The sequence below is a fragment of the Chryseobacterium potabilaquae genome, from assembly GCF_902728265.1.
GTDB lineage: Bacteria > Bacteroidota > Bacteroidia > Flavobacteriales > Weeksellaceae > Chryseobacterium > Chryseobacterium potabilaquae.
Genome location: NZ_CACVBR010000017.1, coordinates 1 through 25,821 on the forward strand (window position 1 = coordinate 1; position 25,821 = coordinate 25,821).

Here is a 25,821-nt window from a genome sequence, read left to right on the forward strand (position 1 = left end):
TGTCAATCATAACTATGTAATGGTTAAAAATAATAAAAAGTGAGTTCCGAAAAATTTCTTGAGCTGTAAGAGCTCTAAATTTTCCAGAATAACTTTTTAACTTACACAGTTAGTGAGACACTACCGTTTTAGGTGCTTTTCCTTTTTCAAAAATAAACATCCCATTTTCTAATAATCCTGACGGCGACTTTCCAGATGTAGGCAATAGAAATGCACCATCCGGATTCCAAAGAGATTCATCCCATCGGCTATCTCCTAAAGTAGCTCTGTACCAATCTTTTGGATTGAAAGGACTACTTACTTCATCATCTTCAATAGTCATATATTTTGATTTATACTCTTTATTTCCTCCATCCATCCAAGTAGATGTATAATTACTTCTACGCAAAAAGGCATATACTTTTGCATCTACATGTTCTGCTAACTTTTGAGCTAAACTCTCTTCAGGCTTTACTAATTTTATGGTTTCTGAATCATATTTATATCCCGGATTAGCAGTTACTACTCTCCCATCACTATTTCCTGTTCTACATGCATAAGAATATATTACCGGATGCTCCATGAAAGATTCTTTATTAAGCTGCGTCACATGTGATAATTTAAATCTCTGAGCTTCTTCATTTTTCCCGTCCAATCCAAAATCCAAAACACTAGGTAATCCATGTGAAAATATTTTTATTACCCCTATTTTCTGTTTACTTCTATTAATCGTTTTGTCACCATTATTTATATAATTAACTAATTCACTTACTGTATTTATGGGTTTAAAGTATATATTCTTATTTAATTTTTTTGCATCTCTTTTGATAATACTGAGTTGCATTTCAGTAAATTTATCTTTGAAGATAAGAATATTAGCATGTTTATGTTTTTTATAATTCTCCCGTATTTCTCTAACAGCTTGGGCCGGAAACATGAGTTTATTACCATACGATTCAGAATGTTGCTCAGTTCCTACAATAATTAATACTTCGCCTTGTTCAATTTCAACCCCAACACTTACATTCTCATTAGGAGCTTTAAAAAAAGCATACAACTGTAACTTGGAAGAATTATTATTTTCCAGAACTTTATGAGTAATCTCTTTAAATCCTTTACAGGAAACTTGCGCTAATTCTTTCATTGCCTCATCATCATACTTAACTCCCCATCTTAGATTCTGCAGTTCTTCTTTTTTAGGTTCTCGGTTGAACTGAATAGCTTTATAGGTATACCATTTGTTTTTCTCAACAACTTCTACCTTCTTGTTGTTTTCATCAAAAGGACCCTCAATTTTTAAGACTCTTAGCTCCAATGGTACCTGTCTTTCTCTATTTATCTGATAGTTGACTCCACCATTTTTACCATTCTGAAAAAATTGTCCTCCTACAACATTTTTAGTGCGTTTACTTTCTTGAAGGATCTGACCATTTGCATTGCCTGTGATATTTTTGGCAATGATGGTAATACGACCTTTATTTTTTTCCTGCTCAGCCATCTTCTCAAATTTTATGCACTATGTCCTTTTTCTCCCGATAAATTATGAATTGTTTCCTCACTGTTTTGTATATGATCTTTTCCTGCTACAGTATCAATATTTTCTCGGGCACTTGTATGAATGTCATCGGCTTCGTATCGATAATTTTCACTAGCTATTTTAAATATATTGGTAGCATTCAGACTATAATCCAATGTAGCACTCTGCCATATATTAGCTCCCGCTGTTTGAGTAATATTCATACCGACTGTATTACTTTTATTAATCCCTACGGTCGTATTCATGCTTTCCCTTACATTGATATTCATATTTTTACAATTAAGAGTCATAGTCTCAGGAGCTGTTATCGAAATATTACGTCCCGCCGTATCAAGATGAATTTCATTACCTGATTTATCTGTAATAATAATACTCTCATCTTCTGTAAAAACAATCCTATGACCACTTCTTGTCTGAATCGATTTCACTCGATTGTCCAATCCTCCACCTAATCCTATACCTCCATGAAACATTCCTCCCATAACAAAAGGTCGATCCGGATGACTGTGCACAAAGTTTACCATAACCTGATCTCCTACTTCAGGAATAGCCACGTATCCTCTATTCTGAATAACCTGATCTGTTCCTCCCGCATCTGGGCTCATTACTCGAATGAAATGAGTCACCTCTGCTTCTTGCCAATCAAATCTCACTTGTACTCTTCCCTGAGCTTCAGGATCGACATTAGATACAACAGTAGCCAATTGGGGTTCTGCTTTAGGTAAAATATAGTCAGATGGAGGTAAGAAACCTGTATCAGAAGCTATCCCTTCAAAACTCCCTGTATAATGCCCAAGAGTATCAATATCGTGAACTGCTTCCATTATCATAATTTTCGTAAAATATGATGTATCATTTGAGTCTGTTTTTCTCATTTGAATATCAGCAATACAACCTGGATATAAAAAAGGAATCGTTGTATTTCCAGATACCGAAAATACTTGAACCGATGCACTTCCCGATGCACTCTTTTGAGAGTATTCAACATCTAAGTGGGTCGATGCTTTTATAGGAGCAACTTGAAGTGATGGGGTCTTATAAATCTTTTCATTATGTTCATAAGCCACCTTTGCTAACTCCCCAATATGCTGAATAGGAGTAGTTCCTGATATTAACTTTTCATTCTTGCTACTACTATAGCTATAATATTGAGGCTTGGTATGAACAGCTTTAAGCTCTACTTTTATATCATTAACACTACTCCCATACGTAATTTGTATAGGGGTATTTTGCTGAGGAAGCTTCCCAAAATGCAGCACTTCTCCATCATAATAAAATTGTTCTCCATATGCTTCTGCCATTCTAACTAAATAATTATAATGAGTCTCATTATATTGACAACTATACATAATCTGAGAAAAATCATTCGTATCAATTCTTATATCAAAGCGACTGTTATCAATTCCTTGCTGTATTACTTCTTTAGCTATAATACCCATATTCACCGGCTGATCCCCTCCAAAACTCTGAATATGAGAAGCTCCATCCAATAAAATAGTTGGACTATGACCTGAAAGAATAATATTACCTAAACTCATTTTTTCCTGACTGAAAGAAATCCCTGTGATAATCCCAACAAAAGTTCTTTCGGGGCTCTCTTGAATATCTTTATAAGAAATAATCGCTGTAAGGCGCTTTCCCAAAAGCGTATTTACTTCTTCAAGGGTATGAGTTTCTCGACCTCCTAATGCATCATTAGGTAAAATAACCTGGAATTCATGATGCTGTTGAGTGTATTGTTTTAAATGAAAGTGTTTATAATGAGAAATGCTTTTTCCTTCAATAACCAAAGACAGTTTTACTAAACGATTAATACCTGTAAGATAGTTCTCTGAAATTCTTTTTGCATTTTGTACAGGACTAAAAGATTCTCCTCTTGAGTTGTTAGGAGTTGTTGACATAATTTTATGATTGTGTTTTTAAGAATAAAAGTATACAAAACTTTTTTAATTTAAGTCTTGATATTTGACAGAATCTTTATTATAACAATAAGATACATGTCAGACAAAAAAGACCGCCTTAAAGGGACAGTCTTCTTTTATGAATTGTACTATGCATATTCTAGCTGGATGGCCATAGACCTTCATAAATAGAATTACCATAGTGGATTTGTTCCGCACTAATTACAAAACTGATCAACATGCTATTTTCACCAACCGCATCAAAATCTACTTCGTGTTGAATTACATAACCGTTTTCCCAGCTTAAAGTAATCAACGTTCCCTCTTCATGTGATTTGTTAAATGTTATTTCTCCGGCAGTCGGTTTATATTTCCCATTTAATAAACTCTCTAAAATATCTGATTTTTCAGTAGCTTCTACCGTAACTTTAATAATAGCATTTGAAGGATCAGAAGCAACCCTACCCGATACATCAGTAGATCTAGATACACTATAATTAAGTTTTAATAGTTTCTGACCTTCTCCTCCATTGAATTTTAAGATTCCTCTTGAGTTTGCTGCCATAATTTGTAAATTTTAATCGTTAATAATAATTATTTGAGGCGGCAAATATATATATCATGTACTAATCTAAAAAATTTCTCATGCCTGATTTTAGATTATGTAGTAATTCTACGATCATTGAAAAATAAGACTCATCATATAGCCTATTCCTTTTCGATTTCCTCCAATAAGCAAATAAAAAAGACCGCAAAAACTGCGATCTTTTAATGAGATTATCTTCTAATTTTTATTTCCCTGTTAATTCTTTTATTCTTTCCTGCATCAATTGAGGGTCTTTCATCGCATCCCAACCTATAAAAGAAAGTGCAAAGATTAAATATGCTATATATAGCACACTAATTACAATTCCAATGATTCCCAAGATTCTTCCTGTACTTAAATTACTATAATTAGAATACATAGAAGGATTTTGTTTATATAGCTCATTATCTTTTTTGTAAAGAACAAGTGCTATAATCCCGGCAACAACTCCCGGAATTCCGTAACAACAGCAACCTACGATAGAGACAATCCCTAAGATTAAAACAGCTGTTGCATTGGGTAATTTTTGTTGATCCATAGTTATTAGTTTTTAAATTATTGTGTTTATATATACTAAAAGAAATGTTTGTAAAAATAGGAAATTACCATGATAACAGAATTAATAATTGCTAAGAAAATCAACCCATTACCATAATTTCTTTTTTTATCTACAAAATTTATAATTACTAACGTAAAAAACAACAACAAAGTATATACAGCCGGAAACATATGAAAAGCCTCCGTAAATTTCCCCTCAAACACCATTACAATAGCTCTCTGCGTACCACAACCAAAACATTCTATTCCCAAAAATTTTTTACTGGGGCAGGATAACATAAAATCTTCAATCTTCATACTGAGTTTTTAGCATTATAAAATTAAGAAGAAATTTTGGCTCTATCATACTGACTCGGAAAAAAGCAGTTCTCTTTTTCATTCAATGCTCCTTGGATAGCTATGTAGGGATTTCTTAAAATTTCTCTCGCCACCAATATCAAATCGGCTTCTCCTTTTTGAAGAATTTCTTCTGCCTGTTCTATTTTGGTGATCAATCCAACTGTTCCTGTTTTTATATTGACTTCATTTCTGATTTTTGAAGAAAGCGGAACCTGATATCCATCAAAAACCGGAATTTTAACCCCATGAATATTTCCTCCACTAGAAACATCAACCAAATCCACCCCATGAGTTTTTAATATTCTCGCTAATTCCACACTATTTTCAAGATTCCATCCATTTTCTGCATATTCTGTTCCGGAAATCCGTACAAATAATGCCACATTTTCATCAAGTTCCTTATTAACAGAATCTACAATTTCCAATAAAAACCGTATTCTATTTTCAAAACTTCCTCCATATTCATCTGTTCTTATATTTGATAGAGGAGATAGAAACTGATGAACCAAATATCCATGGGCAGCATGAATTTCAATCACATCAAAACCTGCTTTTATTGCTCGTTTTGCTGCTTCCTTAAAATATTGAACAATGTCCTTAATTTCATCAATATTTAATACATGAGGAATTCTCTCCGTAGGATGATAAGGTATAGGGCTTGGCGCTACCGTTTCCCAGCCTTCTTCAACTGAAATTTGAATATTATTCCACGTAGATCCTTTTCTTCCTGCATGAGCAAGCTGAATCCCTATTTTACTATCGGATCTTTTATGAACAAATTCAACAATTTTTTGTAATTCTCTTGCTTGTGCATCATTCCAAATTCCCATGCAATGATTGGTAATTCTTCCACGAGGCTCAACTCCGGTTGCTTCAATAATTAATAATCCTGTTCCTCCTTGTGACCTACTTCCGTAATGTACAAAATGAAAATCATTGGCAAGTCCTTCTTCGCATGAATACATACACATGGGAGACATTACCCATCTATTTTTTAGCTCAACGTTTCTAAATTTGATCGACGTATATAACATATTTTGATTGTATATGGTAAGAATTAAAAATATTGCCTACGTTAGTAAAAAAGGTTAATTTTATCCCCCTTTTTTAATCTCAACAATATATGAAAAAAGAAATTCAATTAGGTTACGAATACTTTAAAAATAGTACTGAACTTAATGATATTGAAAAAAAATTATTTGAAAAAGCAAAATTGGCTCGTGAAAATGCCTACGCTCCTTATTCACAATTTTTAGTAGGTTGTTCCATACTTTTGGAAAATGGAGAAATTTTTTCGGGTAACAATCAAGAAAATGCTGCTTTCCCTTCCGGCCTTTGTGCTGAAAGAACCACTTTATTTTGGGTTGCCGCTAACTTTCCCAATATGAAAATAAAAAAAATATTCGTAATAGGCGGTCCTCGAGAATCTTACGAGAAAACACCTCCCATTCCCCCATGCGGAGCTTGTCGACAAAGCATCATAGAGTATGAAACTAAACAGCATGAAGATATAGACCTTTATTTTTCAAGCATGAATGAGGAAGTAATTAAAATACAAGCTATCAAAGACTTACTCCCTTTTTATTTTGATGCTACGTTTCTGTAAACTACAAAAAAGACACAAGTGAATAAATAAATTAATTCCACAATTTACTTTAAAAAAATAAATACAATACCAAAAATAAAAGTAAAATATAAATATCAATTTTGTATTGTTTTCATTTTTTCATGATTACACCCCTATCTTTTTTGCTTTTTATATTAATAAATTTATCTTTGTAAAAATTTTGGTTTCCAATAGATTTGGAATTAATAGGGAATTGGGTGAAAATCCCAAACTGTCCCCGCAACTGTAAATCGCAATTAAAGTTTCTACGAAAATACCACTGTGAAAATGGGAAGGTGTAGAAAGCGAAAGTCAGGAGACCTGCCAAATTTTATAATCAAAAAAATATTGCTTTCGGAGGAAAGGCAAAATATAATGAATATAAAAAGACCTTTAGTACTACTTTTATTATCCTATACTCTCTTTCTTTCTGCCCAAGAGAAAGTTATAGATACCATTTACTTATTTGACAACCAGATGAAGAAGGTAAAGCTTTTTCATAATGTTACAAGTATCAGTCCTAATGATGTAGAAAAAAACTCAACCAATTTATCCGAGCTTTTACGTTTCCAAACTTCTGTCTATATCAAAGAAAATGGACGGGGTGCCGTTTCTTCTCCATCCTTTAGAGGTACTCTAGCGGGTCATACAGCATTTGTGTGGAACGGAATTAATATTAATTCCAATTTTTTAGGTCAGGGTGATATCAATAATATTCCATTATTTGGATATGATCAGTTGGAAATAAAAGCAGGTGGAGGAAGTGTTATTTATGGAAGCTCAGCCATTGGAGGAAGTATCCATCTCAACAATACTTTGGATTTTAATAAAGGCTTTGAAGGTTCAATATATTCAGAAGCAGCCTCATTTGGCACTTATAATAATTTCGTTAAAACATCTTTTAGCAATGATAAATTCAGTATTAAAGTTTCTGGAAATCATTCTATAAGCCAAAATAATTACGAAGTTAAAGAAAAGGAATACATCAATAGAAACGGAAGATATTATAATACTGTAATCAATATCGGAACTTCCTACAAAATTGCTCCTCATCAAACCCTATCTTGGCAAAATCAAATTTATGATGCTTCACAATACTATCCTATTTTTGTAGAAAACGGAAATAAAACTAAATACAACTCACAAACATTAAGAAATTTAATTTCTTGGGATATTAATAAAAGTAAACTTTCTAATAGCTTAAAAGCAGCTTATACCGAAGATAATTTCCAATATTTTGGAGATATTGATCAACCCAGAACAAGTGGTGCTACGGGAAAAAATTATATTATTAAAAATGATTTCAGCTACTTTTTGACTCCCAAAATAAATGTTAATGCTATTGGTGAATTTCAGGTGAATAAAGGAGAAGGATATCAATCGGGTATTGGAAATATCAGCAGAAATATAGGTTCGGTAGCTGGTTTGCTAAGATACTTCACGACAAAAGACATTTATTTCGAAGCGGGAATAAAAAAAGATTTTATTGAAGATATTAGTTCACCTCTTCTATTTTCTTTTTCAGGGAAGTGGCATGCCAAAAAATGGTATAACCTAGGAATACATGTTTCGAGGAATTTCAAATTTCCTTCTTTTAATGATCTTTATTGGGACAAAGGAGGAAATAAAGATCTAAAGTCAGAAAGTTCTATCCAGGTCGATATGGATCATGAGTTTCATTTTGGTCATTTTAAAATTATTGTAAGTCCTTATTATATGGACATCAAGAATCTCATCAACTGGTTGCCTACACCTTATGGATATTGGGCAGCTTTCAATACAACCAGCGCAGAGTCTTATGGCTTAGAGTCCCAACTTACTCTTAATAAACAATTTGGCAAACATAGATTTGCATTAAATGCAGGATATACCTATTCAAAATCAATTAATAAGTTAACTAAAAAACAATTGATGTATGTTCCTATTCACAGAATTTCAGGACATCTAGAGTATCAATACGATTTTTTGAAAATCTATGTTCAGGGATTATTTAATGGATTAACTTATACCACAACAGATGAAAAAAAAGCAGATGCAATAGACCCTTATTTTGTACTCAATACAGGTATCTCTGCTACTTTATTAAAAAAATATACTTTAGGGATGAAAGTGAATAATATGACAAACATTGTCTACGAGACCGTAGCGTATTATCCTATGCCCAAAAGGAATTTCAGTGTTTTTGCTACAATACATTTTTAAACTAAAAAAATATCATGAAATTAACTAGACTTATACAACTGTTTTTTGTATTTACTTTATTACTGAATATCTCTTGTAGTAATGATGAAGATGCCGCTCCAGAACTCTATTACGGAGATGGTTTTTTGATTACCAATGAAGGTAACTACAAAACACCCAATGCAGAAGTAACTTTTGTAAGTGCCGATTTAAGTATCAAACAAGATAATATTTTCTCAGCCAATAATTCAGGTTCAAATTTGGGAGATGTTTTACAAACCATTACTTTCAATGGAGACAAAGCATATCTTCTTCTCAACAATTCTAATAAAATCCAAATTGTCAATCGTTACAATTTCAAAAAAGCAGGCGAGATCACCAGCCAGCTCAATACCCCTCGCTACATGGCTTTCGCTAATAATAACATCTATGTTACCAATGATAAATATGACGGTGAAAAATTTGTCAGTATTTATAAATCATCAGATTTATCTTTTATTAAAAAAGTTTCTTTTACTGATACTGTCGAAAGAATAGTAGAGGCTGGAAATAATATTTTCGTACAAAATGCTTCTTATGGATACGGAAATAAGATTACTTATATCAACACTACAACTAATGAAATCCAATCAACTATTACATTACCGAATGGTAATATCAACAAAATAATAGCCTATAATAATATCGTATATGCTATTGCCGCAGGAGTTTCTGATTCCTATATCTATCAAATATCAAACACGGGAAATATCACAAAAATAACGACTTTAGCCGGTATATCTGATGCCAAAAACTTAGAAATTGAAAATAATAAATTCTATTTTACTTCTGAAAATAAAGTATATACAATGGACATGAATGCAACCTCAGCTCCTTCTTCTCCATTATTTAGTGTTACCAATAGTATAGATCCTTATTCTAATTTATATGGATTCAATGTGGTGAATGGAAAAATTTTTGTTTCAGATGCCAACGGATTCACAGAAGATAGTAAAGTTACTATATATACCACTTCAGGATCTATAATTAAGACTTTTACAGCAGGAAAGGCCACTAACGGATTTTACTGGAATTAAAAAACGAATATCTAATATATTTCAATGCAACCAGAAAATTTCCGGTTGCATTTTTTATTATTTTGTATTTTCAAATACTGAAATTGAAAAGTAAATTAATAAAAATCGGTATAGAATTAAATGCACCTAAAACATTTATATTTTTAGACCCAGTTTTTCAGCTTCGGCAAGAACAAACTGAGTTGCCTCTTCTTTTTCATTGGGAATATCACCTTCAAGTATTGCTTCTTTTACCTTTTCTTTTAAAATCCCAATTTCACGACCTGGCTTAAGGTTAAACATTGCCATAATTTCTTCACCAGAGATGGGTGGTTGAAAATTTCTTACATGATCTTTCTCTTCCACTTCTTTTATTTTAACAGCAACGTATTCAAAATTCTTTTTGAAACGTTCCTGTTTTTTTGAGTTTTTAGTCGTAATATCAGCTTTACAAAGAGTAAACAAATCTTCTAAATCTTCTCCTGCATCAAATAAAAGTCTTCTCAATGCAGAATCCGAAGTATCATCAGTAATTAATGCAATAGGGCGTGAGGAAAGCTTTACCATCTTCTGAACATATTTCATATCGTTCCCCAACGGTAATTTTAATCTTTGAAACAATGTTTTAGTCATTTTTGAGCCTAAAAATTCATGCCCATGGAAAGTCCATCCCGTTCCTTCAACAAATTTCTTCGTGGGAGCCTTACCAATATCATGAAGTAATGCGGACCAACGAAGCCAAAGATTATCTGTATTTTCAGAAATGTTATCAACTACTTCCAAGGTATGATAAAAATTATCTTTATGGGTTTGCCCTTCTACTTCTTCTACTCCTTTTAAATCAATTAACTCAGGGATGATTAGTTTCATCAATCCTGTTTGTTCCATTAATTTTAGCCCAATAGACGGCTTTGGGGAAAGCATAATCTTATTAAACTCCACCATAATTCTTTCCATAGAAACAATCTTAATCCTTTCCGCTTCTTGTCGGATTGCATCCAATGAATTCTCTTCAATCTGAAATTGTAAAGTGGAAGCGAACCGAATAGCTCTCATCATTCTCAACGGATCATCAGAATAAGTTTGAGCAGGCTCCAAGGGAGTTCGTAAAATTCCTTTTTCCAAATCATTAATCCCATTGAAAGGGTCAATTAACTCTCCAAAATTATTTCGACTTAAAGAGATGGCCATTGCATTCACTGTAAAATCTCTTCTTTTTTGATCATCTTCAATCGTACCCCCTTCTACTTCCGGTTTTCGGCTATTTTCTGTATAGCTTTCTTTTCTAGCTCCAACGAATTCCAGCTCCAAGTCCTTATACTTAATCATGGCCGTACCATAGGTCTTGAAAATAGAAACTTTCAATTTAGGATCTATTTTTTTTGCCACGTTTTCAGCAAGTTCAATTCCATTTTGCTCAGTAACAAAATCAATATCGGTGGAAGCTTTTCTCTTCATTAGCAAATCTCTAACATATCCACCCACAATATATACAGATTGATTGTTTTCGGCAGCTACCTCAGAAATTATTTTAAAAAGCTTTAGATTTCTATTTTGGTTAAGATTGATTGTCATTATTCTTTCGGATGTAAGATTTCAGGTTTCAAATATGAAAAATGAAATTTTTACAAAGATAACAATTAGATTAAATTTTAAATAATTAAAGAATCGTTTACAAAATCTTCTTATCTTTATTAAATAACTAAAAACTAACGATCATGAAAAAGATTTTATTCATAGGTTTCCTATGTTCATTTTTGATTCTTTTTTCTCAAGCCAAAAATGTTCACTATACAGATTTTATAGATTTTACCGATAGCTCCGGGGTAGAATACAATTGTATGATGATTACCGACGAACATGGTGACGATGGACGCGCAGATGCTACTGTAAGAATTCTCTACAATACGGACGATAATGAACATCTGATAGAGTTTTATGCAGATTGCTATTATGAAAAATTAAAAAATGGAAATACACGCATTTCTTTCATACCAACAGCCAACACTCCGGTAAAAATTATCAAAGGAAAAGATGTAAGCTATAATCCGGACACTTTTATATATGAAATTGATTCCAAAACAAGTAAAATAACAGGAAAACAATCGGATAAAAGCAACAGTCCACCCGTTCCTATTTTCTATAGAAATGTAGGAATGTCTACGGAGGAAAGAATGGAGGAAATTGACAAATTTTATTTCAGAGCCGAACCTATGTATGGTCTTCTTAAGAAGTTTTTTGATAAAAAAATGAATGATGCTAACAAAATCAATTCATACTATGATGCTTTGGGCTGGTTTGGAAGCGATGGCACTGCATATCAGGCATTCATTGTTACATTGTATAAAAACCAACAATTTCTAAATGGTGTTGTAAGAATACGATATGAAAAAGACGGTGAAATCAAAATTGTAGAATATGATGCCAATTGTGATCTTGTGGTGCAAAAAGATGACAGCATTAGTATTTCTATCGAACCCAAAACTACAGACGTAAGAAATATTAAAGGTAATGCTAGCTACAGTCCTGATAGTTTTTCCTATACCGTAGATGCCAATGATAAATTCATAAGCGGAAAACAATCTGATGATAATTCTACAGCAGATTTATCTTATATTAAAATCACCAATAGATCAGAATTTGCATTAAAGTTTTATTCAGAAAAAGATGAAATTTATCAAAAGTACCTGAAATAAATATAGTATCTTGCAAGCTTGTGGACCTTTACTCGCGAAGAACTTTTATTCTGTTGTCACTCCAAATTTTGATTACTGAGGACCCGGAATATTTTGATACTTTTTCGCGGTCTTCTTCTACTGCATAATCCACCAAATCCACAATTTTAGGAGAAATATCCCCAAATCTTAAAGGACTCTTATCTCCACTAAAATTGGCAGAGGTAGACACTAAAGGTTTATTCAACTTTGTAATTAATTTTTTACAGAAATCGCTTTTTACAAGACGAATTCCAATACTTCCATCATCAGCCAATAATTCTTTGGGTAATCCCCTAGGATTTTCATATACAATGGTTACTGGTTTTTCACTTAAATCAATAATTTCCCAAGCCAATTCTGGAACATCCACCAACTCTTGGAGACGTTTCTCAGATTCAACCAAAATAATCATAGACTTATTTTTTTCACGTTTTTTAATATCAAAAATTTTATGAATTGCTTCTACATTCGTTGCATCACATCCAATTCCCCATATGGTATCTGTCGGATACAAAATTGTCCCTCCCGCTTTTAATATTTCGATAATACTCTGCATTTTATATTATAGATCGTTTAGATTTTAATAAACTAATTTACTATTAAATTCTTATAATAATTTGGATAAATATCTTTCTTTAATAATATTTAAATGATGGTAATTATGTCCAACAATAAGTTTACCAATAGTTTCCACAGAAATCCTATTTCCATTGGCCATTCCCATGTTGTTTAAAGCTGATTTATCCATTGTTTCCAATAAAATTTGAGAGGACTTTCTGACCCATTGATATTCCTCTAACAAAGTTTGTAAAGTTCTTTCATTAGCAAAGGAATTTTTAGCATAATTCTCTTCATCAAAACCAGGTAATTCATTTTTATCGCCCCTGGCAAAAGCCAAAATACGATATTGAAATACTCTTTCTGTATCGGATAAGTGTAAAAGCAACTCTTTTAACGTCCATTTTCCTGTATCATAGGCAAAATGAGCTTGCTCTTCTAAAAGATTCGAATAAATTTCAATTGTTTTTTCTTTGGATTTGGCCAACTCTTCCAACCAATTCGTAGAAGGTATGTTATCTAAATATCTTTGAATATATTTTTGAAAATCTGTCATTACAATATACAGCTAATAAATAATGTTAATTTAATCTTTCTCCGAATTTGTCCATTCATAAAAGTTTACAGAATCATACAATTCGAAACCACAAGAAGGATATAATATATTTCCGATATCATTCTTTTTTCCTGTTTCCAATAAAATTCCGCAAGCATGGGTTGATTTACACATTTCTTTTGTCTTTTCTATCAAATCTTTCGAATATCCTTTCCCTCTGTAATGATCATTTATGTATAAGTCATTTAGCAACCAATATCTTTTCATTCTTGTTGAAGAAAATATTGGATATAACTGGGTAAATCCAACCAATACCCCTTCGATCTCAGCAACAAAAATTTCAGAATCTTTATTTTCAATTCTTTGTTGTAAAAAATTTCTTGCTGAAGAAATATCAGATTCTTTATGATAAAAAATCCTGTATTGATCAAATAATTCTGCTAATTGAGGTAAATCTTGTAGAGTTGCTTTTCTTATATTTTTCATAGTTAATTTCAGTGATGATCATAGCTAAATACCCGCTTCATTTTCCATTGTTTATTTTCCAATAACCATAAAACAGTAAATTTTGCACGACTTCCTTTATTCCATTTTTCATTATAAAACTCATAAAAATCATGTTCTCCTTCCTGTATAAACGAATAGAATACATTATTCCTATACATAGGAAATACTTTCATACTGTTAGGAACCAATTCACGTTTTACTATATTAGGTCCTCCACAAATATTATTTTTAATGGAAGCCGTAAAAGCTTCTTTGCCTAAGGTAATTCCACCTTTATCATGGTAAAATTCAAGATCGTCACTTACTATAGAATCATAATGAGAAAGATTGCATTGGTTAAATCCAATATCGAATAGTAAACTATCCAATTTTTTGGACGTTTTATAAAGTTCATCCGTTGTTTTTATTTGAGAAAATACCACGTGACAAAAAAAACTAAAAAACAGTACAATTCGAAACTTTCTCATTATGCTTTATTTTAAATTTAAGAAAAAGCTTTTTCCAAATCCGCGATAAGATCTTCTGCATCTTCAATTCCTACACTTAAACGCACCAAATCATCTGTAATTCCTAATTCAGCACGTTTTTCAGCAGGAATAGAGGCATGCGTCATTAAAGCTGGATGATTCGCTAATGACTCTACTCCTCCTAAAGATTCTGCTAAAGTGAACACTTTTAGTCTCTCCAAAAACTTGATTGCATCTTCTTTCTTACCTGATTTAAAAGTGAATGAAACCATTCCTCCTGCTTCTTTCATCTGAGATTTTGCCAAATCATATTGTGGATGAGATTCTAACCCCGGATAAATTACTTTTTCTACTGCCGGATGTTTCTCTAAATACTTGGCTACCGCCAATCCATTATCGGAATGCCTTTGCATTCTTAATGCTAATGTTTTAATTCCTCTTAAAACTAAATAAGAATCATGAGGTCCTAAAATACCTCCACTCGCAAATTGAATAAAATGTAATTTTTCTCCTAATTCAATATCTTTAGCTACTAAAGCTCCCGCAATTACATCAGAATGACCTCCTAAATATTTTGTGGCTGAGTGCATTACAATATCAACTCCTAAATCAATGGGTCTTTGGATATAAGGTGTTGCAAATGTATTATCTACCGCCACAAGAATATCTTTTCCTTTTGCCATTTCTACCACAGCTTTGATATCTACTAATTTCATCAATGGATTAGTAGGCGTTTCAATCCAAATTAACTTTGTTTTATCTGTAATAACTTTTGAAATTTGAGAAACATCATCAAAATTCACAAAAGTAAACTTCAACTGATATTTTTCAAACAATCTTGTAAACATTCTATACGTTCCTCCGTATAGATCATCCACTGCGATTACCTCATCACCCGGATTTAAGAGTTTCAACACACAGTCAATAGCAGCAAGACCAGAACCAAAAGCCAATCCTCTTGCCCCATTTTCAATACTGGCTAAAGAATCTTCCAAAGCTTGTCTCGTGGGGTTGGCAGCTCTTGAATATTCATATCCTGAATGTATTCCCGGGCTTTTTTGTGCAAATGTAGATGTTAAAAATACGGGAACATTAACAGATCCTGTTGTAGATTCATGATGTTGTCCTCCGTGAATAACTTTTGTATTAAAATTCATAATTTTTGTAATTTATAATATTACTGTTTACCCCTAATGTTACATTTTAATGGCAGACTTGATAGCAAACTCTTCAGCCATTTGTTCAATCCATTGTGCTACATCTTCTTCACCTGTTGCTCTTTGGTAAGTACTTCCTAAAGAAATAATAATCTGATGGATAAACATTTTCATCTGATCAACGGGCATTTCCTTTGTCCAAAGATCAATTCTCAAAGCTTCCATTGCTTTTTCATCCCAAACAGAAATCATTGTTGCTTTCGTATCTTCTTTATCAACTCCTCCATCCTGTGCATTCCATGTTATGGTTTCCGGAATGTGATTTTCATCAAGTTCAACATCTATCGTTATTTGAGTTTTGCGCATATCTATATTAAATTTTTTGCTAAGTTAATACTTCTTTAGCTTATCTAAAATATCTACGAAATTATCATCACTTGGAAAAGGAGTATTAAGATTAAATATTTTACCTTTTGGATCTATAATCATAAATCTTGGAATCCCTTCTATTTTATATTGATTCATAAACTTTTCAGCATTAGGCAACCAATATTGCGGAATATGAGAAGGTGTTGTTTTGAGATAATTTATCCATTTCGATTTATTTTCATCTATACTTATAGAAATAAATTGAATTTCCCTATTGTATGCATATTGAAAACTTCTTGTATCAAAAATAGGTCTCACTTTTCTACAAGGGCTGCACCAAGTTGCCCATAAATCTATGACAACATATTTATCTTTATACTTAGATAATTTTACTTCGTTTCCTGTTTCATCCATAAGAAGGAGATCAGGAAATGGTGCTCCTTTTTGAGATAAATTAATTTGTTTTAATCTAGAATAGAGCATATTCTTATAATCTTTATTCTCTATTTTATTGATTTGAGAGGTAAAAATATGATTCCTTGAAGCACTATCTGTTTTTAATTCAATATTTTGTCCTAAATGTTTGGTCAACAGACGATCTTTATCTACTCCTTTCGGGAGGTGATCCAATTTTACAAAAAGTATACTATCCCTATTAGAAACAGATTCCTTCGCTGTAAGGAGTTGATCAAGTCTATACTGAAGATATATATCATCTTTACTCAATAGCCTTCCAGGCTTTTGCGCGTATTTATTGAGTTCATCTACAAACTCCTTAGAGTCTACTTTATCCGTAGTACTAAGAGGTGATAATTTCTTATACTTATCAATTTCTGCCAGATATCTAATAGCCAATAATTGTTTTCTATATTCTTTATACTCATCAGAAAGTCCTTCATTTTCAGGATCTATATAATGATCAATTTTTTTTAGATTATCTGTCCAATCTTCTTGGGCTACCTTATAAAATTCCGTAGGATCATTCGTTGGATTTTCTCTATCTAAAACGGAATAAAAATTAAATCCAAAACTTTCTAGTCCATTATCATACTCCAATTTAGCCTGATAAAACGCTTCCGCTTTTCTATTCGATTTCAAAAAAATCTTCTGCTTAGTTTCATTCCATTGAATATTTAAATCAACAACGTCACCATTTCCCATAAAAATAGAAAGTTTTTTACCCCCAAACTCTAAAATATAATTATCCAAAGGAAGTTTTTCTAAAGTCGTCCAACTAAATTGATTATTCTTTATAGGAACTACACCCAATTTTTTATGAAATTCTTCCGAATATATATGCATTGAATCCACTGCAAAAGTTGCTTTAATTGAGCCTTTAACGGTTACCCCTACTCCTTTACTAGTATATGATTTGGGCTTTTTTAAAATAAAAAATATTCCTGAAAAAATGGCCAAACTCACGACAGAAACTAAAATTTTACTTTTATTTTTCATAAAAGCATTTTTAAAACCTTTTCTACTATACCAAAAATATCCTAATACTAAAAAAACGATAGTCCAAAAAAGACTTACATGTTCAGAAAAAGAAATAAAATGCTCTAGCCCCCTTATATCACCTGATGCTTTAAACAATGATAATGAGTTGTAGGGAGAGTATAAAAAATTTTCTCCGGCATTCAGGAAATACAGATTCAGAATGAGTCCTAGGATTCCTATCAAAAAAGACCAAAGAAAACCCGAAAGAATAACAGCAAGGCACAATTGTAAAGCTGCAATACCTAAAATAGTAACAAAGACCTTTAAGTATGTTTTTAACATCCAAATTATATCTATACTTACCATTTTTGCAGGATCAGGATGCACAAAATAATCCAGTAAAGAAAACATCATATTAGAAATAAAATAGGATGTGATACACCATAAACTTAAAAATAATAAGATGACATATTTTGCAGTATATATTTGAAATCTACTGACGGGTTGAGTTTCTATCAATTGCCAACAGTTATTTTTATGATCGACCTGTGCAATTCTGCTTGCTGCAATAATTATATAGATAAACAATATAAATAATACAAAGTTTCCTATATTTTGTGAAATGGAAGATTCAAAAATTGAATAAGAAATTTCACCTTCTACTACCGTAACATCCTGAAATAAAGAGGGTACAAATTTTACAATGGGAATTATAGCCCCTAAAATAAGTGCCACATACGTGAGCTCCAATTTCCTTATTTTCTGCCATTCAACACTTATTGTTATCATTAATTTATTCATCTTTGATGTGTTTTCTAATTTTTTATAATATCCATAAACCATTCTTCAAAGCCCAAACTGCTTTTTAATTCAAAAATTTCGGCGCCAGCCATCACCATTTTTTTCACAAGAGTAATAATTTCCTCCTTAGACTCAACCACAATTTCCAATGTATTTTCGTCAATTTGATTGGGAGAATTTTTTTCAGGAATTTCTTTAATATAATGTTCCGCATTATTAATTCCTATTCTCATTCGCGTATGTTTATAAAGCGTAGTAAGATCTTTTACACTTCCGGAAAATTTTATTTCACCATGAGAAATAATGGCAAGATGTGTGATCATCTTCTCAATTTCCTGTAACAGGTGACTGGAAATAAATATAGTGACACCTTGTTCTTTATTCAATTTAATGAGCAATTCGCGAATTTCCATCATCCCATTGGGATCAAGACCGTTTACGGGTTCATCCAGTATAAGTAAATCAGGGTTTCCAAGCAATGTTATGGCAATTGCTATCCTCTGCTTCATTCCTAAAGAACATTTTTTCATTTTCACATGTCGGTTTTCCCACATATCTACAAGATGCAAAACCCTTTCACATTCTGATTCGGGAAGTTCTCTCAACTTAGACATGGCCAAAATATTCTCCCAACCTGATAAATGATCATAAAAAGCTGCGACATCTATAAGACTCCCAATTCGATGAAACCCTTCAGGATAAAGGTTGGATACACTTTGATTAAAAATTTTAATGCAATTTTTTTCATCAGGAATGGCTCCAATAAGCATTTTCATTGTGGTAGACTTCCCTGCTCCATTAGCTCCTAAGAAACCAAAAATACTTCCTCTAGGTACTGAGAGATTAATATTTTTAAGAATAGGCTTGTTTTTTGAAAATCCAAAATTAAGATCCTGTATTTCAATTATTTTTTCCATACATGTAATTTTTCTTCGCAAAGATATGATTTAGTAAGTGTTATAAATACAAAGTAGTAATACTTCTACATAGCATCTGATAAAAAAGACCTTACAAAATATTGAAAGGTCTTTACATCTATTAATATACGTTATAGTTATTTAGGTTTATAAGCCGATTCGTTGAAAATGGTAGTGGCATCCATTTTAAGAAAATCAATTAACTTTTTATCAGTTTGTTTCTGTAAATATTTTTTACAAATCTGCCAACCAATAAATGTTCCTACCATAGGTGATGATTCATTATCAATATCAGTATAAAATTTAGAAAAAGGACCTGGTGAGATGAACCGCTCTACTAATCTTGCATCATCACTGAAGATTAAATTGCTTTCTACAAAATAATTCCAAATATTAGCTTCATTGGCTACAGACCACTCGTATTGCTTTTGGGTATAGTTCATTTTAAGATACTCAGGATAGTTGGGAAGGAAAGCATCCTGAAGGATCATTATTTTTCCATTAAGAATTAACTGATCAAGAAATTTCTGGTGGTCAGGAGAAGACATTATGGCTTTTTCAGCAAAAATCTGTGAAACTTTTGGTACTATATTATTCGGGTTCATTGATTTTTGAAAATATAATTCTAACCCTTTATAATTTGAATTTCCATCTCCCATAAAACCTGTGACATCAATAAATAAAAGATTGCCTTTAGGATCATAAAAAATCGGATCTTGAACCATTTGTAATGCCGATGAGAATACATATACTTTCGGGCTATTAAATGATGGAAAATAATATTTTATATGCGAAAATAGATCTTGAAGATCTTTCTGTAATTTATTTTGATCTATTTTTCCTATAGCTTCTTTATATATTTTGATTTCTTCAGAGTCGGTTCTTCTTTTAACAAAATCTTCATCAGAAACAGTCCCTTGAAACCATGGAAAATCAGTTTGAAATTTCTCTAAAGAGATATTGGGATTATAAAATGCGCTTGAAATATCCTTGATTTCTACTTTCTCCGTTGGGGTTTTGATTTCTACGTTCCATCGATTTTGGTTTTCTCTTTTACAGGAGTCCAAAACCAAAACTAAAATTAAGGAAAGTGTAATAATTCTAAAAATCTTCATTATTTTTACCATAGAATTTAAGTTTACAAAAATAACGATTTAAACAGAATATAATGATGAAAAAGAAAATATTAACAATTCTCAGTTCCCTTGTGATCGTTGCTTTTTCAAATGCCCAAGGACTTAGTTTCAAGGATAAAAATTTTGAAAAAGCCGTTATAGAAAACTTCGACACCAATAAAGATCGAAAAATTGACCAATCTGAAGCCGACAACGTACAAAATTTATTTCTAACAGGAAAAAATATTGAATCTGTAGAAGATCTTGTCCACTTTAAGAATGCAAAAATGGTTTTAATGGACAGTAATATGATCCTCTTTATAGAATTAAAAAACCTCAAAGCATTAGAACTATTTTCATGTACAAATTGTAAAACTGTAGCATTCAAAGCAGAAAACCTTCCCTCACTCACTTCTCTATATCTTGATAATAATAAAATTGTGAATGCTTCATTCAAAGACATTCCAAAGATCAAGCAGCTTACTATCCCTTTTAATCAATTAAAAGCTATTGACACTAATTTATTAACCACACTTCAAGATTTGAATATTGAACATAATCAAGTTCAAAAGCTAGATATTTCAAAAAATAATAAACTCCAATCATTAAACGTAAAAGGAAATCCACTGAAAGAAACTGATATAAAAAAAGGAACAAAAACAGATATAACCATTTTTGGATTTCAACAACAATAAAAATATGCAACTAGAAACTGAAAGATTGATTTTGAGAAAATTCGAAAAAACTGATGTAGAACGACTATTTCTATTAGATTCGAATTCAGAAGTCATGAAATACATTGGAATGCCTCCATTAACTGATATCAAAGATTCTCTAAAAGTTATTGATATGATACAGCAACAATACATAGATAATGGAGTGGGAAGACTTGCTGTCATTGAAAAAAACAGTGATTTATTAATTGGTTGGAGCGGATTAAAATTATTAACAGACGAAATCAATGGATACAGCCAGGTGTATGATCTTGGATATCGATTTCTTCCCGAGTTTTGGGGAAAAGGATATGCTTTAGAGTCGGCAATTGCCTCTCTTAATTTTGGATTTAAGACCTTACCCATTGATACAATTTATGCTCATGCGCATGCTGAAAATATGAGCTCTAATTGTATTCTAAACAAATTAGGCTTCCTTAAAACCAGTGAGTTTACCGAACCTGATGGAATATGTTTCTGGTATGAACTAAATGCTCAAAAATATTTCAGTTCATAAAACCCCTTCAACATCATATAATATTATAAAACTTGAAATAGTAAAAAATAAATAATGCAGACACAAAAAGTAATAGATCACATTGTCAATTGGTTAAAAGAGTATGCTGTAAAAGCCAATGTGAAAGGATATGTAATTGGCGTTTCAGGAGGTGTTGATTCCGGTGTTGTTTCTACACTTTGTGCCATGACCGGGCTTGAAGTTTTGCTTCTCGAAATGCCCATCCGCCAAAAAGAAGATCAAGTCAATCGTGCTCAAGATCATATTGAAGATCTAAAAAGAAAATTTCCCAATGTGCAAGGAGAAACAATTAACCTTACTCCTGTTTTTGAATCCTTTGAAAATACTGTTCAGGATCATGTAGAAGGAAGATGGAGTAATAATCTAGCTCTTGCCAATACCCGATCACGCTTCAGAATGCTCACATTATACTACTTTGGTCAGCTTCATGGTTTATTGGTTTGTGGTACAGGAAATAAGGTGGAAGATTTTGGGATTGGTTTTTATACAAAATATGGAGACGGAGGTGTTGATGTATCTCCTATTGCAGATCTCTATAAAACAGAAGTGTATGCATTAGCAAAAGCGTTAAATCTTATCGAAAGTATTCAAAATGCTATTCCTACGGATGGGCTTTGGGATGCGGATAGAACGGATGAAGATCAAATAGGAGCCACTTATCCTGAACTTGAAAAAATTCAAAAAGACTACGATACCAAAACAGCAGAAGATTATAAAGGTCGCGATAAAGAAGTTTTTATGATTTTCGACCGAATGCATAAGGCAGCAAAACATAAAATGACTCCTATCCCGATTTGTGATATCCCTGAAGAATGGCGAGAAGGATAATAAAGTGAACCACCCTCCTTTTATAATTGATATTTGACATAAGAAATTAACCTCATAATTATTGAAAAAATATGAATGGTAAAATAAGATCCCTATTTTTTATTTGTCTGGGACTTCTCTTCGGAATGTCTGTAATGTATATTTATAATCATTTTATTACGGATAAAAAAGACAAATCCTTTGATAGTAGTCCATCATATAAGATTACTGAATCGCAATTAAATAATACAACTTTAAATTCAGATACGGTACATATTGGTACTTTAACTAATGAAAAAACAGTCATCCGCTATCTAAAGACTTATCATAAACTTCCCGATTATTACATTACAAAAAACGAGGCTAAAAAACTCGGATGGACTCCTTCAAAAGGAAATCTATGTGATGTATTGCCCGGAAAGGCAATTGGAGGAGATTATTTCGGAAATAGAGAAAACCAACTTCCAAAAGGTAAAAAGTATTTTGAAGCTGATATTAATTATCGTTGTGGAAACAGAAATTCAGACAGAATCATTTTTACTAAAGAAGGTGAGATTTATTTAACTAAAAACCATTATAAAAGTTTTACCAAAATGTAACTATCGAGTCGTATCGATATAGAACGATTCCCTAATTCAACAACAACTTTTAAATGCTTACAGATCAAAAACATTGACAATTAAAGAAATGAAAACAATATATATAGATTTTACAGAGATAGGAGATTACGATGATTTTTATACTCAACTCAAAGAGAAAATTTCTCTTCCTGACCATTTTGGGGACAATCTGGATGCTCTGTATGATATCATTACAGGAAATCTAGAAATGCCTTTACATCTTGAATTCGTTAATATGACTGTTGATCAACTTGAAGTTTTCGAAGATTTACTGACCACTTTAGAAGACGCTGAAGAAGAATTAGACAGCTTTAGTTTTAGCTATTATCTTGAACAATATGAAGATGAAGACTAGCATATACAAAAAAAGAGACTGTTTGAGCAGTCTCTTTTTTTGTATTTTTATATAATTTATAAATCTATTTTCCTATCACCTCTGTAATCGGATTTCCAATATTTCCGCTCGGGAACTGGATTTTTAACAAAGAAGAAACTGTTGGAGCAATATCTGTCATATTATACGGCTTATTACTTTCTCCCTGTTGAATTCCCCATCCCATAAAAATTAATGGAATGTGTGAATCATATGAATTCCAAACACTATGTGTTGTTCCTGTTTTAGAATAAGGAGGCAACATACCATCATGAGAAATTAATTGAATATCACCACTTCGTTGTCTATTAATTCCATTAATAATCTTTTGCTTAATAGGCTCTGGAATGGTTGCTTCTTGAACCGCTGTTACAGATACGGCATATAATACCGTAGGATTATTTTCTAATTCGTGAATCGTGAATTCAGTTATTTCATCCAGCTCTAATTTATTTTCTTTCATTAATTTTCTATCGAAATAAATCTGATTATTATCAATATTATTGATTAATTTATCCGTTCCAAATTTATCTTTCAGCTTTTGATTCATCTCTTTTTCCATATCTTCTCCGAAAAATCCTGTGAGGATCTTATGCTCTTTTAAGAATCCCACCGAATGAGCTCCTCCATGATCAGCAGATAAGAAAATTGTGTACTGTCCTTTTCCTACTTTTAGGTCGAGATAGCTAAAGAATTTAGCCAAATCTTGATCCAATCTTAAATATACATCCTCTACTTCAATAGAGTTAGGGCCAAATTTGTGTCCGGCATAATCAGTAGATGCTAAATTGATTGCTAAAAAATCCGTAATATTATCGTCACCCAATTTTTCTCCTTCTATGGATGCTTCAGCAAGTTTTAATGTTAATGTATTTCCAAAAGGAGTATAACGAATATTTTCTTTTTTAGCATTATAATCAGCTGCTAAATTATTATATGGAAAAGTGGGTGTTTTCGCACTTCCTAATAATCCTTCCCAAGAAGAATTGTCTGGTGAACTTTCCGTATATTGATTAATAGGCAATAACGTATTCCAACCATCAGCTACCAGCTTCTCCGGTATTTTCTTTGAATTAAAAGATTGTATCCATTGTGGCAACTCATTCATATACCAACTACTTGTAATAAAATTACCCGTAGTCGCATCAAACCAAAATGCACCGTTAGGAGTATGTCCGGCAGGAAGAATCGATGCCCTATCTTTCAATGAAAGCCCAATTACTTTTCCTTGAAAATTGGTTGCTAATCTAAGCTCATCCGTCACTGTAGTTGACCAAAGGTTCTTTGGAGAGTGGCTTCCTGATTCAACACTCGTTGTTCCCACAGGATGTACATTCTCATCGGTTGTACAATATACATTTTTACCCGTTTCCTTATCTGTCCAATCATTTCCGGCAATTCCATGAATAGCCGGAACAGAGCCTGTATAAATACAAGTATGACCTAAAGCTGTTACCGTAGGAATATAATTGATATGAACATTATTCAACGAATATCCTGTATTCAGCAATCTTTTAAAGCCGTCATTACCATATTTATTATAATAACGATATAAATAATCCCATCGCATTTGATCAACAACCAAACCTACAACTAATTTTGGCCTTTCCAGTTGAGTTGTTTTATTTTTTTGTGCATTAATCGTAATGGCAGATAGAAAAAGAGCTCCTGCTATCGAAATTTTCCCAAGCATTTAATAAATTTTTATTGGACACAAATTTACATCTTTTGAAATGTTTGGAATGTGAAATTTTATTTAATTTTGAAGTAATGATTTCTTTCATACTTTATAGACAAAAATCACAAAACTTTATACATGGTTGAAATAAAAAAATTAGAAATTCTTCTTTCTAACCCCACTCTTAATTGGGGACATAATGGATATAAAACCGATAAAATTTTTATGGTTTCAACCATTGAAATGGGGAATTCTTTTGAATTTAGTATTAGAGAGAAATTTCAGCCGTATTTGAAAACTTGGGATCTTCATGATCAAGATATTCTTGAGCTTAATGAAATTATTAGGAAAGGGCATTCTTTTGGAGCTTTTCATCATGAAGAACTTATAGGTTGGGCCATCTGTGATATAAGAGAAGATAATAATAGTTTATCTATTCAAAATATGTTAATTAGTGAACAATTCAGAAGGCAGAATATAGGAAGATTATTGATCAAAAATATTAACAAAAAAGCCAGAGAGTTACAATGCAGAATCGTAGAGCTAGAAATTCAGAATACCAATTATCCTGCTATTAAATTCTATCAAAATGCTGGATTTCGATGGACAGGAATTAATACTAAATTGTATAATGATTCGACAGAAACAGCCTTATTTATGAGCTTTGATGTCGTTTAACTCTTTATTGACAAAAACTATAAAAGATATTTATTTTTTTATTTTGTACCATTTGGTACAATTGTATATCT

General features: G+C 32.0%; 27 protein-coding genes and 1 riboswitch. Of the genes, 10 read left to right on the forward strand and 17 right to left on the reverse strand.

Going from position 1 to position 25,821, the window contains the following annotated elements; translation table 11 throughout:
- Positions 1-109 precede the first annotated feature (109 nt).
- From CHRY9293_RS10260 to namA, 6 genes are all read right to left on the reverse strand, one after another.
- Entirely contained in the window at positions 110-1,477 is a 1,368-nt protein-coding gene (locus CHRY9293_RS10260) for a hypothetical protein (protein ID WP_162032895.1), read from the reverse strand.
- A gap of 11 nt (positions 1,478-1,488) precedes the next feature.
- Entirely contained in the window at positions 1,489-3,417 is a 1,929-nt protein-coding gene (locus tag CHRY9293_RS10265) for a type VI secretion system Vgr family protein (protein ID WP_162032896.1), read from the reverse strand.
- Positions 3,418-3,577: 160 nt separating this feature from the next.
- Positions 3,578-3,982 carry a type VI secretion system tube protein TssD gene (gene tssD / locus CHRY9293_RS10270; RefSeq protein ID WP_183147907.1) on the reverse strand — a complete coding sequence of 135 codons (405 nt, stop codon included), beginning with the start codon at positions 3,980-3,982 and terminating at the stop codon, positions 3,578-3,580.
- A 226-nt stretch (positions 3,983-4,208) separates the two neighbouring features.
- The gene (locus CHRY9293_RS10275) at positions 4,209-4,541 is read right to left on the reverse strand and encodes a CCC motif membrane protein (RefSeq protein ID WP_122546553.1); all 333 of its coding nucleotides are present in this window, start codon (positions 4,539-4,541) and stop codon (positions 4,209-4,211) included.
- 35 nt (positions 4,542-4,576) lie between these two features.
- The gene (locus CHRY9293_RS10280) at positions 4,577-4,858 is read right to left on the reverse strand and encodes a DUF2752 domain-containing protein (RefSeq protein ID WP_122546552.1); all 282 of its coding nucleotides are present in this window, start codon (positions 4,856-4,858) and stop codon (positions 4,577-4,579) included.
- A gap of 23 nt (positions 4,859-4,881) precedes the next feature.
- Complete coding sequence (gene namA, locus CHRY9293_RS10285) at positions 4,882-5,934, reverse strand: NADPH dehydrogenase NamA (protein ID WP_162032897.1); 1,053 nt, start codon at positions 5,932-5,934, stop codon at positions 4,882-4,884.
- An 89-nt stretch (positions 5,935-6,023) separates the two neighbouring features.
- Here namA and CHRY9293_RS10290 point away from each other — a divergent pair, with 89 nt between their 5' ends.
- The 3 genes from CHRY9293_RS10290 (at position 6,024) to CHRY9293_RS10300 (ending at position 9,763) form a co-directional block, all read left to right on the forward strand.
- Complete coding sequence (locus CHRY9293_RS10290) at positions 6,024-6,506, forward strand: cytidine deaminase (protein ID WP_122546550.1); 483 nt, start codon at positions 6,024-6,026, stop codon at positions 6,504-6,506.
- Positions 6,507-6,671: 165 nt separating this feature from the next.
- A riboswitch (cobalamin riboswitch) is annotated at positions 6,672-6,849 on the forward strand.
- Positions 6,850-6,881: 32 nt separating this feature from the next.
- Entirely contained in the window at positions 6,882-8,708 is a 1,827-nt protein-coding gene (locus tag CHRY9293_RS10295; RefSeq protein ID WP_162032898.1) for a TonB-dependent receptor plug domain-containing protein, read from the forward strand.
- 14 nt (positions 8,709-8,722) lie between these two features.
- A complete protein-coding gene (locus CHRY9293_RS10300) occupies positions 8,723-9,763 on the forward strand; it encodes an LVIVD repeat-containing protein (RefSeq protein WP_162032899.1) in 1,041 nt (346 codons plus the stop codon).
- A gap of 135 nt (positions 9,764-9,898) precedes the next feature.
- On the opposite strand, the gene CHRY9293_RS10305 is transcribed toward CHRY9293_RS10300, so the two are convergent.
- On the reverse strand, positions 9,899-11,317 hold the full coding sequence (locus CHRY9293_RS10305; protein ID WP_162032900.1) for a CCA tRNA nucleotidyltransferase: 1,419 nt from the start codon (positions 11,315-11,317) through the stop codon (positions 9,899-9,901).
- Positions 11,318-11,460: 143 nt separating this feature from the next.
- Here CHRY9293_RS10305 and CHRY9293_RS10310 point away from each other — a divergent pair, with 143 nt between their 5' ends.
- The gene (locus tag CHRY9293_RS10310) at positions 11,461-12,438 is read left to right on the forward strand and encodes a hypothetical protein (RefSeq protein ID WP_162032901.1); all 978 of its coding nucleotides are present in this window, start codon (positions 11,461-11,463) and stop codon (positions 12,436-12,438) included.
- Between the two features lie 28 nt (positions 12,439-12,466).
- Here CHRY9293_RS10310 and CHRY9293_RS10315 read toward each other — a convergent pair whose 3' ends face one another.
- The 9 genes from CHRY9293_RS10315 to gldB all read right to left on the reverse strand — a co-directional run bounded on the left by CHRY9293_RS10315 (position 12,467) and on the right by gldB (position 20,343).
- Positions 12,467-13,015: an L-threonylcarbamoyladenylate synthase gene (locus CHRY9293_RS10315; protein WP_162032902.1), complete on the reverse strand. Its 549-nt coding sequence runs from the start codon at positions 13,013-13,015 to the stop codon at positions 12,467-12,469.
- A gap of 51 nt (positions 13,016-13,066) precedes the next feature.
- The gene (locus CHRY9293_RS10320; RefSeq protein WP_162032903.1) at positions 13,067-13,573 is read right to left on the reverse strand and encodes a DinB family protein; all 507 of its coding nucleotides are present in this window, start codon (positions 13,571-13,573) and stop codon (positions 13,067-13,069) included.
- 30 nt (positions 13,574-13,603) lie between these two features.
- Complete coding sequence (locus CHRY9293_RS10325; protein WP_162032904.1) at positions 13,604-14,059, reverse strand: GNAT family N-acetyltransferase; 456 nt, start codon at positions 14,057-14,059, stop codon at positions 13,604-13,606.
- An 8-nt stretch (positions 14,060-14,067) separates the two neighbouring features.
- On the reverse strand, positions 14,068-14,547 hold the full coding sequence (locus CHRY9293_RS10330) for a nuclear transport factor 2 family protein (RefSeq protein WP_162032905.1): 480 nt from the start codon (positions 14,545-14,547) through the stop codon (positions 14,068-14,070).
- A 17-nt stretch (positions 14,548-14,564) separates the two neighbouring features.
- Complete coding sequence (locus CHRY9293_RS10335) at positions 14,565-15,704, reverse strand: cystathionine gamma-synthase (protein ID WP_162032906.1); 1,140 nt, start codon at positions 15,702-15,704, stop codon at positions 14,565-14,567.
- A 39-nt stretch (positions 15,705-15,743) separates the two neighbouring features.
- Positions 15,744-16,070 carry a gliding motility protein GldC gene (gldC, locus tag CHRY9293_RS10340; RefSeq protein WP_122635917.1) on the reverse strand — a complete coding sequence of 109 codons (327 nt, stop codon included), beginning with the start codon at positions 16,068-16,070 and terminating at the stop codon, positions 15,744-15,746.
- Between the two features lie 24 nt (positions 16,071-16,094).
- Positions 16,095-18,311, reverse strand: a complete 2,217-nt coding sequence (locus CHRY9293_RS10345; protein WP_162032907.1) for a thioredoxin-like domain-containing protein — start codon at positions 18,309-18,311, stop codon at positions 16,095-16,097.
- 14 nt (positions 18,312-18,325) lie between these two features.
- The gene (locus tag CHRY9293_RS10350) at positions 18,326-19,228 is read right to left on the reverse strand and encodes an ABC transporter ATP-binding protein (RefSeq protein ID WP_162032908.1); all 903 of its coding nucleotides are present in this window, start codon (positions 19,226-19,228) and stop codon (positions 18,326-18,328) included.
- Positions 19,229-19,365: 137 nt separating this feature from the next.
- Positions 19,366-20,343 (reverse strand): gliding motility lipoprotein GldB, encoded by a 978-nt coding sequence (gene gldB / locus CHRY9293_RS10355; RefSeq protein WP_162032909.1) that lies wholly within the window; start codon positions 20,341-20,343, stop codon positions 19,366-19,368.
- A gap of 56 nt (positions 20,344-20,399) precedes the next feature.
- Between gldB and CHRY9293_RS10360 the strand changes: the two genes are divergently transcribed.
- From CHRY9293_RS10360 to CHRY9293_RS10380, 5 genes are all read left to right on the forward strand, one after another.
- Positions 20,400-21,038 (forward strand): leucine-rich repeat domain-containing protein, encoded by a 639-nt coding sequence (locus CHRY9293_RS10360; protein WP_228455510.1) that lies wholly within the window; start codon positions 20,400-20,402, stop codon positions 21,036-21,038.
- 4 nt (positions 21,039-21,042) lie between these two features.
- On the forward strand, positions 21,043-21,573 hold the full coding sequence (locus CHRY9293_RS10365; RefSeq protein WP_185153211.1) for a GNAT family N-acetyltransferase: 531 nt from the start codon (positions 21,043-21,045) through the stop codon (positions 21,571-21,573).
- A gap of 54 nt (positions 21,574-21,627) precedes the next feature.
- A complete protein-coding gene (nadE, locus tag CHRY9293_RS10370) occupies positions 21,628-22,422 on the forward strand; it encodes an NAD(+) synthase (protein WP_122546534.1) in 795 nt (264 codons plus the stop codon).
- Between the two features lie 71 nt (positions 22,423-22,493).
- Positions 22,494-23,000 (forward strand): ribonuclease domain-containing protein, encoded by a 507-nt coding sequence (locus tag CHRY9293_RS10375; protein ID WP_162032911.1) that lies wholly within the window; start codon positions 22,494-22,496, stop codon positions 22,998-23,000.
- An 88-nt stretch (positions 23,001-23,088) separates the two neighbouring features.
- Entirely contained in the window at positions 23,089-23,376 is a 288-nt protein-coding gene (locus CHRY9293_RS10380; RefSeq protein ID WP_162032912.1) for a barstar family protein, read from the forward strand.
- Between the two features lie 64 nt (positions 23,377-23,440).
- Here CHRY9293_RS10380 and pafA read toward each other — a convergent pair whose 3' ends face one another.
- Positions 23,441-25,087: an alkaline phosphatase PafA gene (pafA, locus tag CHRY9293_RS10385; protein ID WP_162032913.1), complete on the reverse strand. Its 1,647-nt coding sequence runs from the start codon at positions 25,085-25,087 to the stop codon at positions 23,441-23,443.
- A 123-nt stretch (positions 25,088-25,210) separates the two neighbouring features.
- Between pafA and CHRY9293_RS10390 the strand changes: the two genes are divergently transcribed.
- Positions 25,211-25,750, forward strand: a complete 540-nt coding sequence (locus CHRY9293_RS10390) for a GNAT family N-acetyltransferase (RefSeq protein WP_162032914.1) — start codon at positions 25,211-25,213, stop codon at positions 25,748-25,750.
- Positions 25,751-25,821 lie beyond the last annotated feature (71 nt).

Bases quoted from the DNA above. Each gene is read 5' to 3' on its own strand.
- CHRY9293_RS10260 (WP_162032895.1), bottom strand. From the start codon at position 1,477: ATGGCTGAGCAGGAAAAAAATAAAGGTCGTATTACCATCATTGCCAAA.
- CHRY9293_RS10265 (WP_162032896.1), bottom strand. From the start codon at position 3,417: ATGTCAACAACTCCTAACAACTCAAGAGGAGAATCTTTTAGTCCTGTA.
- tssD (WP_183147907.1), bottom strand. From the start codon at position 3,982: ATGGCAGCAAACTCAAGAGGAATCTTAAAATTCAATGGAGGAGAAGGT.
- CHRY9293_RS10275 (WP_122546553.1), bottom strand. From the start codon at position 4,541: ATGGATCAACAAAAATTACCCAATGCAACAGCTGTTTTAATCTTAGGG.
- CHRY9293_RS10280 (WP_122546552.1), bottom strand. From the start codon at position 4,858: ATGAAGATTGAAGATTTTATGTTATCCTGCCCCAGTAAAAAATTTTTG.
- namA (WP_162032897.1), bottom strand. From the start codon at position 5,934: ATGTTATATACGTCGATCAAATTTAGAAACGTTGAGCTAAAAAATAGA.
- CHRY9293_RS10290 (WP_122546550.1), top strand. From the start codon at position 6,024: ATGAAAAAAGAAATTCAATTAGGTTACGAATACTTTAAAAATAGTACT.
- CHRY9293_RS10295 (WP_162032898.1), top strand. From the start codon at position 6,882: ATGAATATAAAAAGACCTTTAGTACTACTTTTATTATCCTATACTCTC.
- CHRY9293_RS10300 (WP_162032899.1), top strand. From the start codon at position 8,723: ATGAAATTAACTAGACTTATACAACTGTTTTTTGTATTTACTTTATTA.
- CHRY9293_RS10305 (WP_162032900.1), bottom strand. From the start codon at position 11,317: ATGACAATCAATCTTAACCAAAATAGAAATCTAAAGCTTTTTAAAATA.
- CHRY9293_RS10310 (WP_162032901.1), top strand. From the start codon at position 11,461: ATGAAAAAGATTTTATTCATAGGTTTCCTATGTTCATTTTTGATTCTT.
- CHRY9293_RS10315 (WP_162032902.1), bottom strand. From the start codon at position 13,015: ATGCAGAGTATTATCGAAATATTAAAAGCGGGAGGGACAATTTTGTAT.
- CHRY9293_RS10320 (WP_162032903.1), bottom strand. From the start codon at position 13,573: ATGACAGATTTTCAAAAATATATTCAAAGATATTTAGATAACATACCT.
- CHRY9293_RS10325 (WP_162032904.1), bottom strand. From the start codon at position 14,059: ATGAAAAATATAAGAAAAGCAACTCTACAAGATTTACCTCAATTAGCA.
- CHRY9293_RS10330 (WP_162032905.1), bottom strand. From the start codon at position 14,547: ATGAGAAAGTTTCGAATTGTACTGTTTTTTAGTTTTTTTTGTCACGTG.
- CHRY9293_RS10335 (WP_162032906.1), bottom strand. From the start codon at position 15,704: ATGAATTTTAATACAAAAGTTATTCACGGAGGACAACATCATGAATCT.
- gldC (WP_122635917.1), bottom strand. From the start codon at position 16,070: ATGCGCAAAACTCAAATAACGATAGATGTTGAACTTGATGAAAATCAC.
- CHRY9293_RS10345 (WP_162032907.1), bottom strand. From the start codon at position 18,311: ATGAATAAATTAATGATAACAATAAGTGTTGAATGGCAGAAAATAAGG.
- CHRY9293_RS10350 (WP_162032908.1), bottom strand. From the start codon at position 19,228: ATGGAAAAAATAATTGAAATACAGGATCTTAATTTTGGATTTTCAAAA.
- gldB (WP_162032909.1), bottom strand. From the start codon at position 20,343: ATGAAGATTTTTAGAATTATTACACTTTCCTTAATTTTAGTTTTGGTT.
- CHRY9293_RS10360 (WP_228455510.1), top strand. From the start codon at position 20,400: ATGAAAAAGAAAATATTAACAATTCTCAGTTCCCTTGTGATCGTTGCT.
- CHRY9293_RS10365 (WP_185153211.1), top strand. From the start codon at position 21,043: ATGCAACTAGAAACTGAAAGATTGATTTTGAGAAAATTCGAAAAAACT.
- nadE (WP_122546534.1), top strand. From the start codon at position 21,628: ATGCAGACACAAAAAGTAATAGATCACATTGTCAATTGGTTAAAAGAG.
- CHRY9293_RS10375 (WP_162032911.1), top strand. From the start codon at position 22,494: ATGAATGGTAAAATAAGATCCCTATTTTTTATTTGTCTGGGACTTCTC.
- CHRY9293_RS10380 (WP_162032912.1), top strand. From the start codon at position 23,089: ATGAAAACAATATATATAGATTTTACAGAGATAGGAGATTACGATGAT.
- pafA (WP_162032913.1), bottom strand. From the start codon at position 25,087: ATGCTTGGGAAAATTTCGATAGCAGGAGCTCTTTTTCTATCTGCCATT.
- CHRY9293_RS10390 (WP_162032914.1), top strand. From the start codon at position 25,211: ATGGTTGAAATAAAAAAATTAGAAATTCTTCTTTCTAACCCCACTCTT.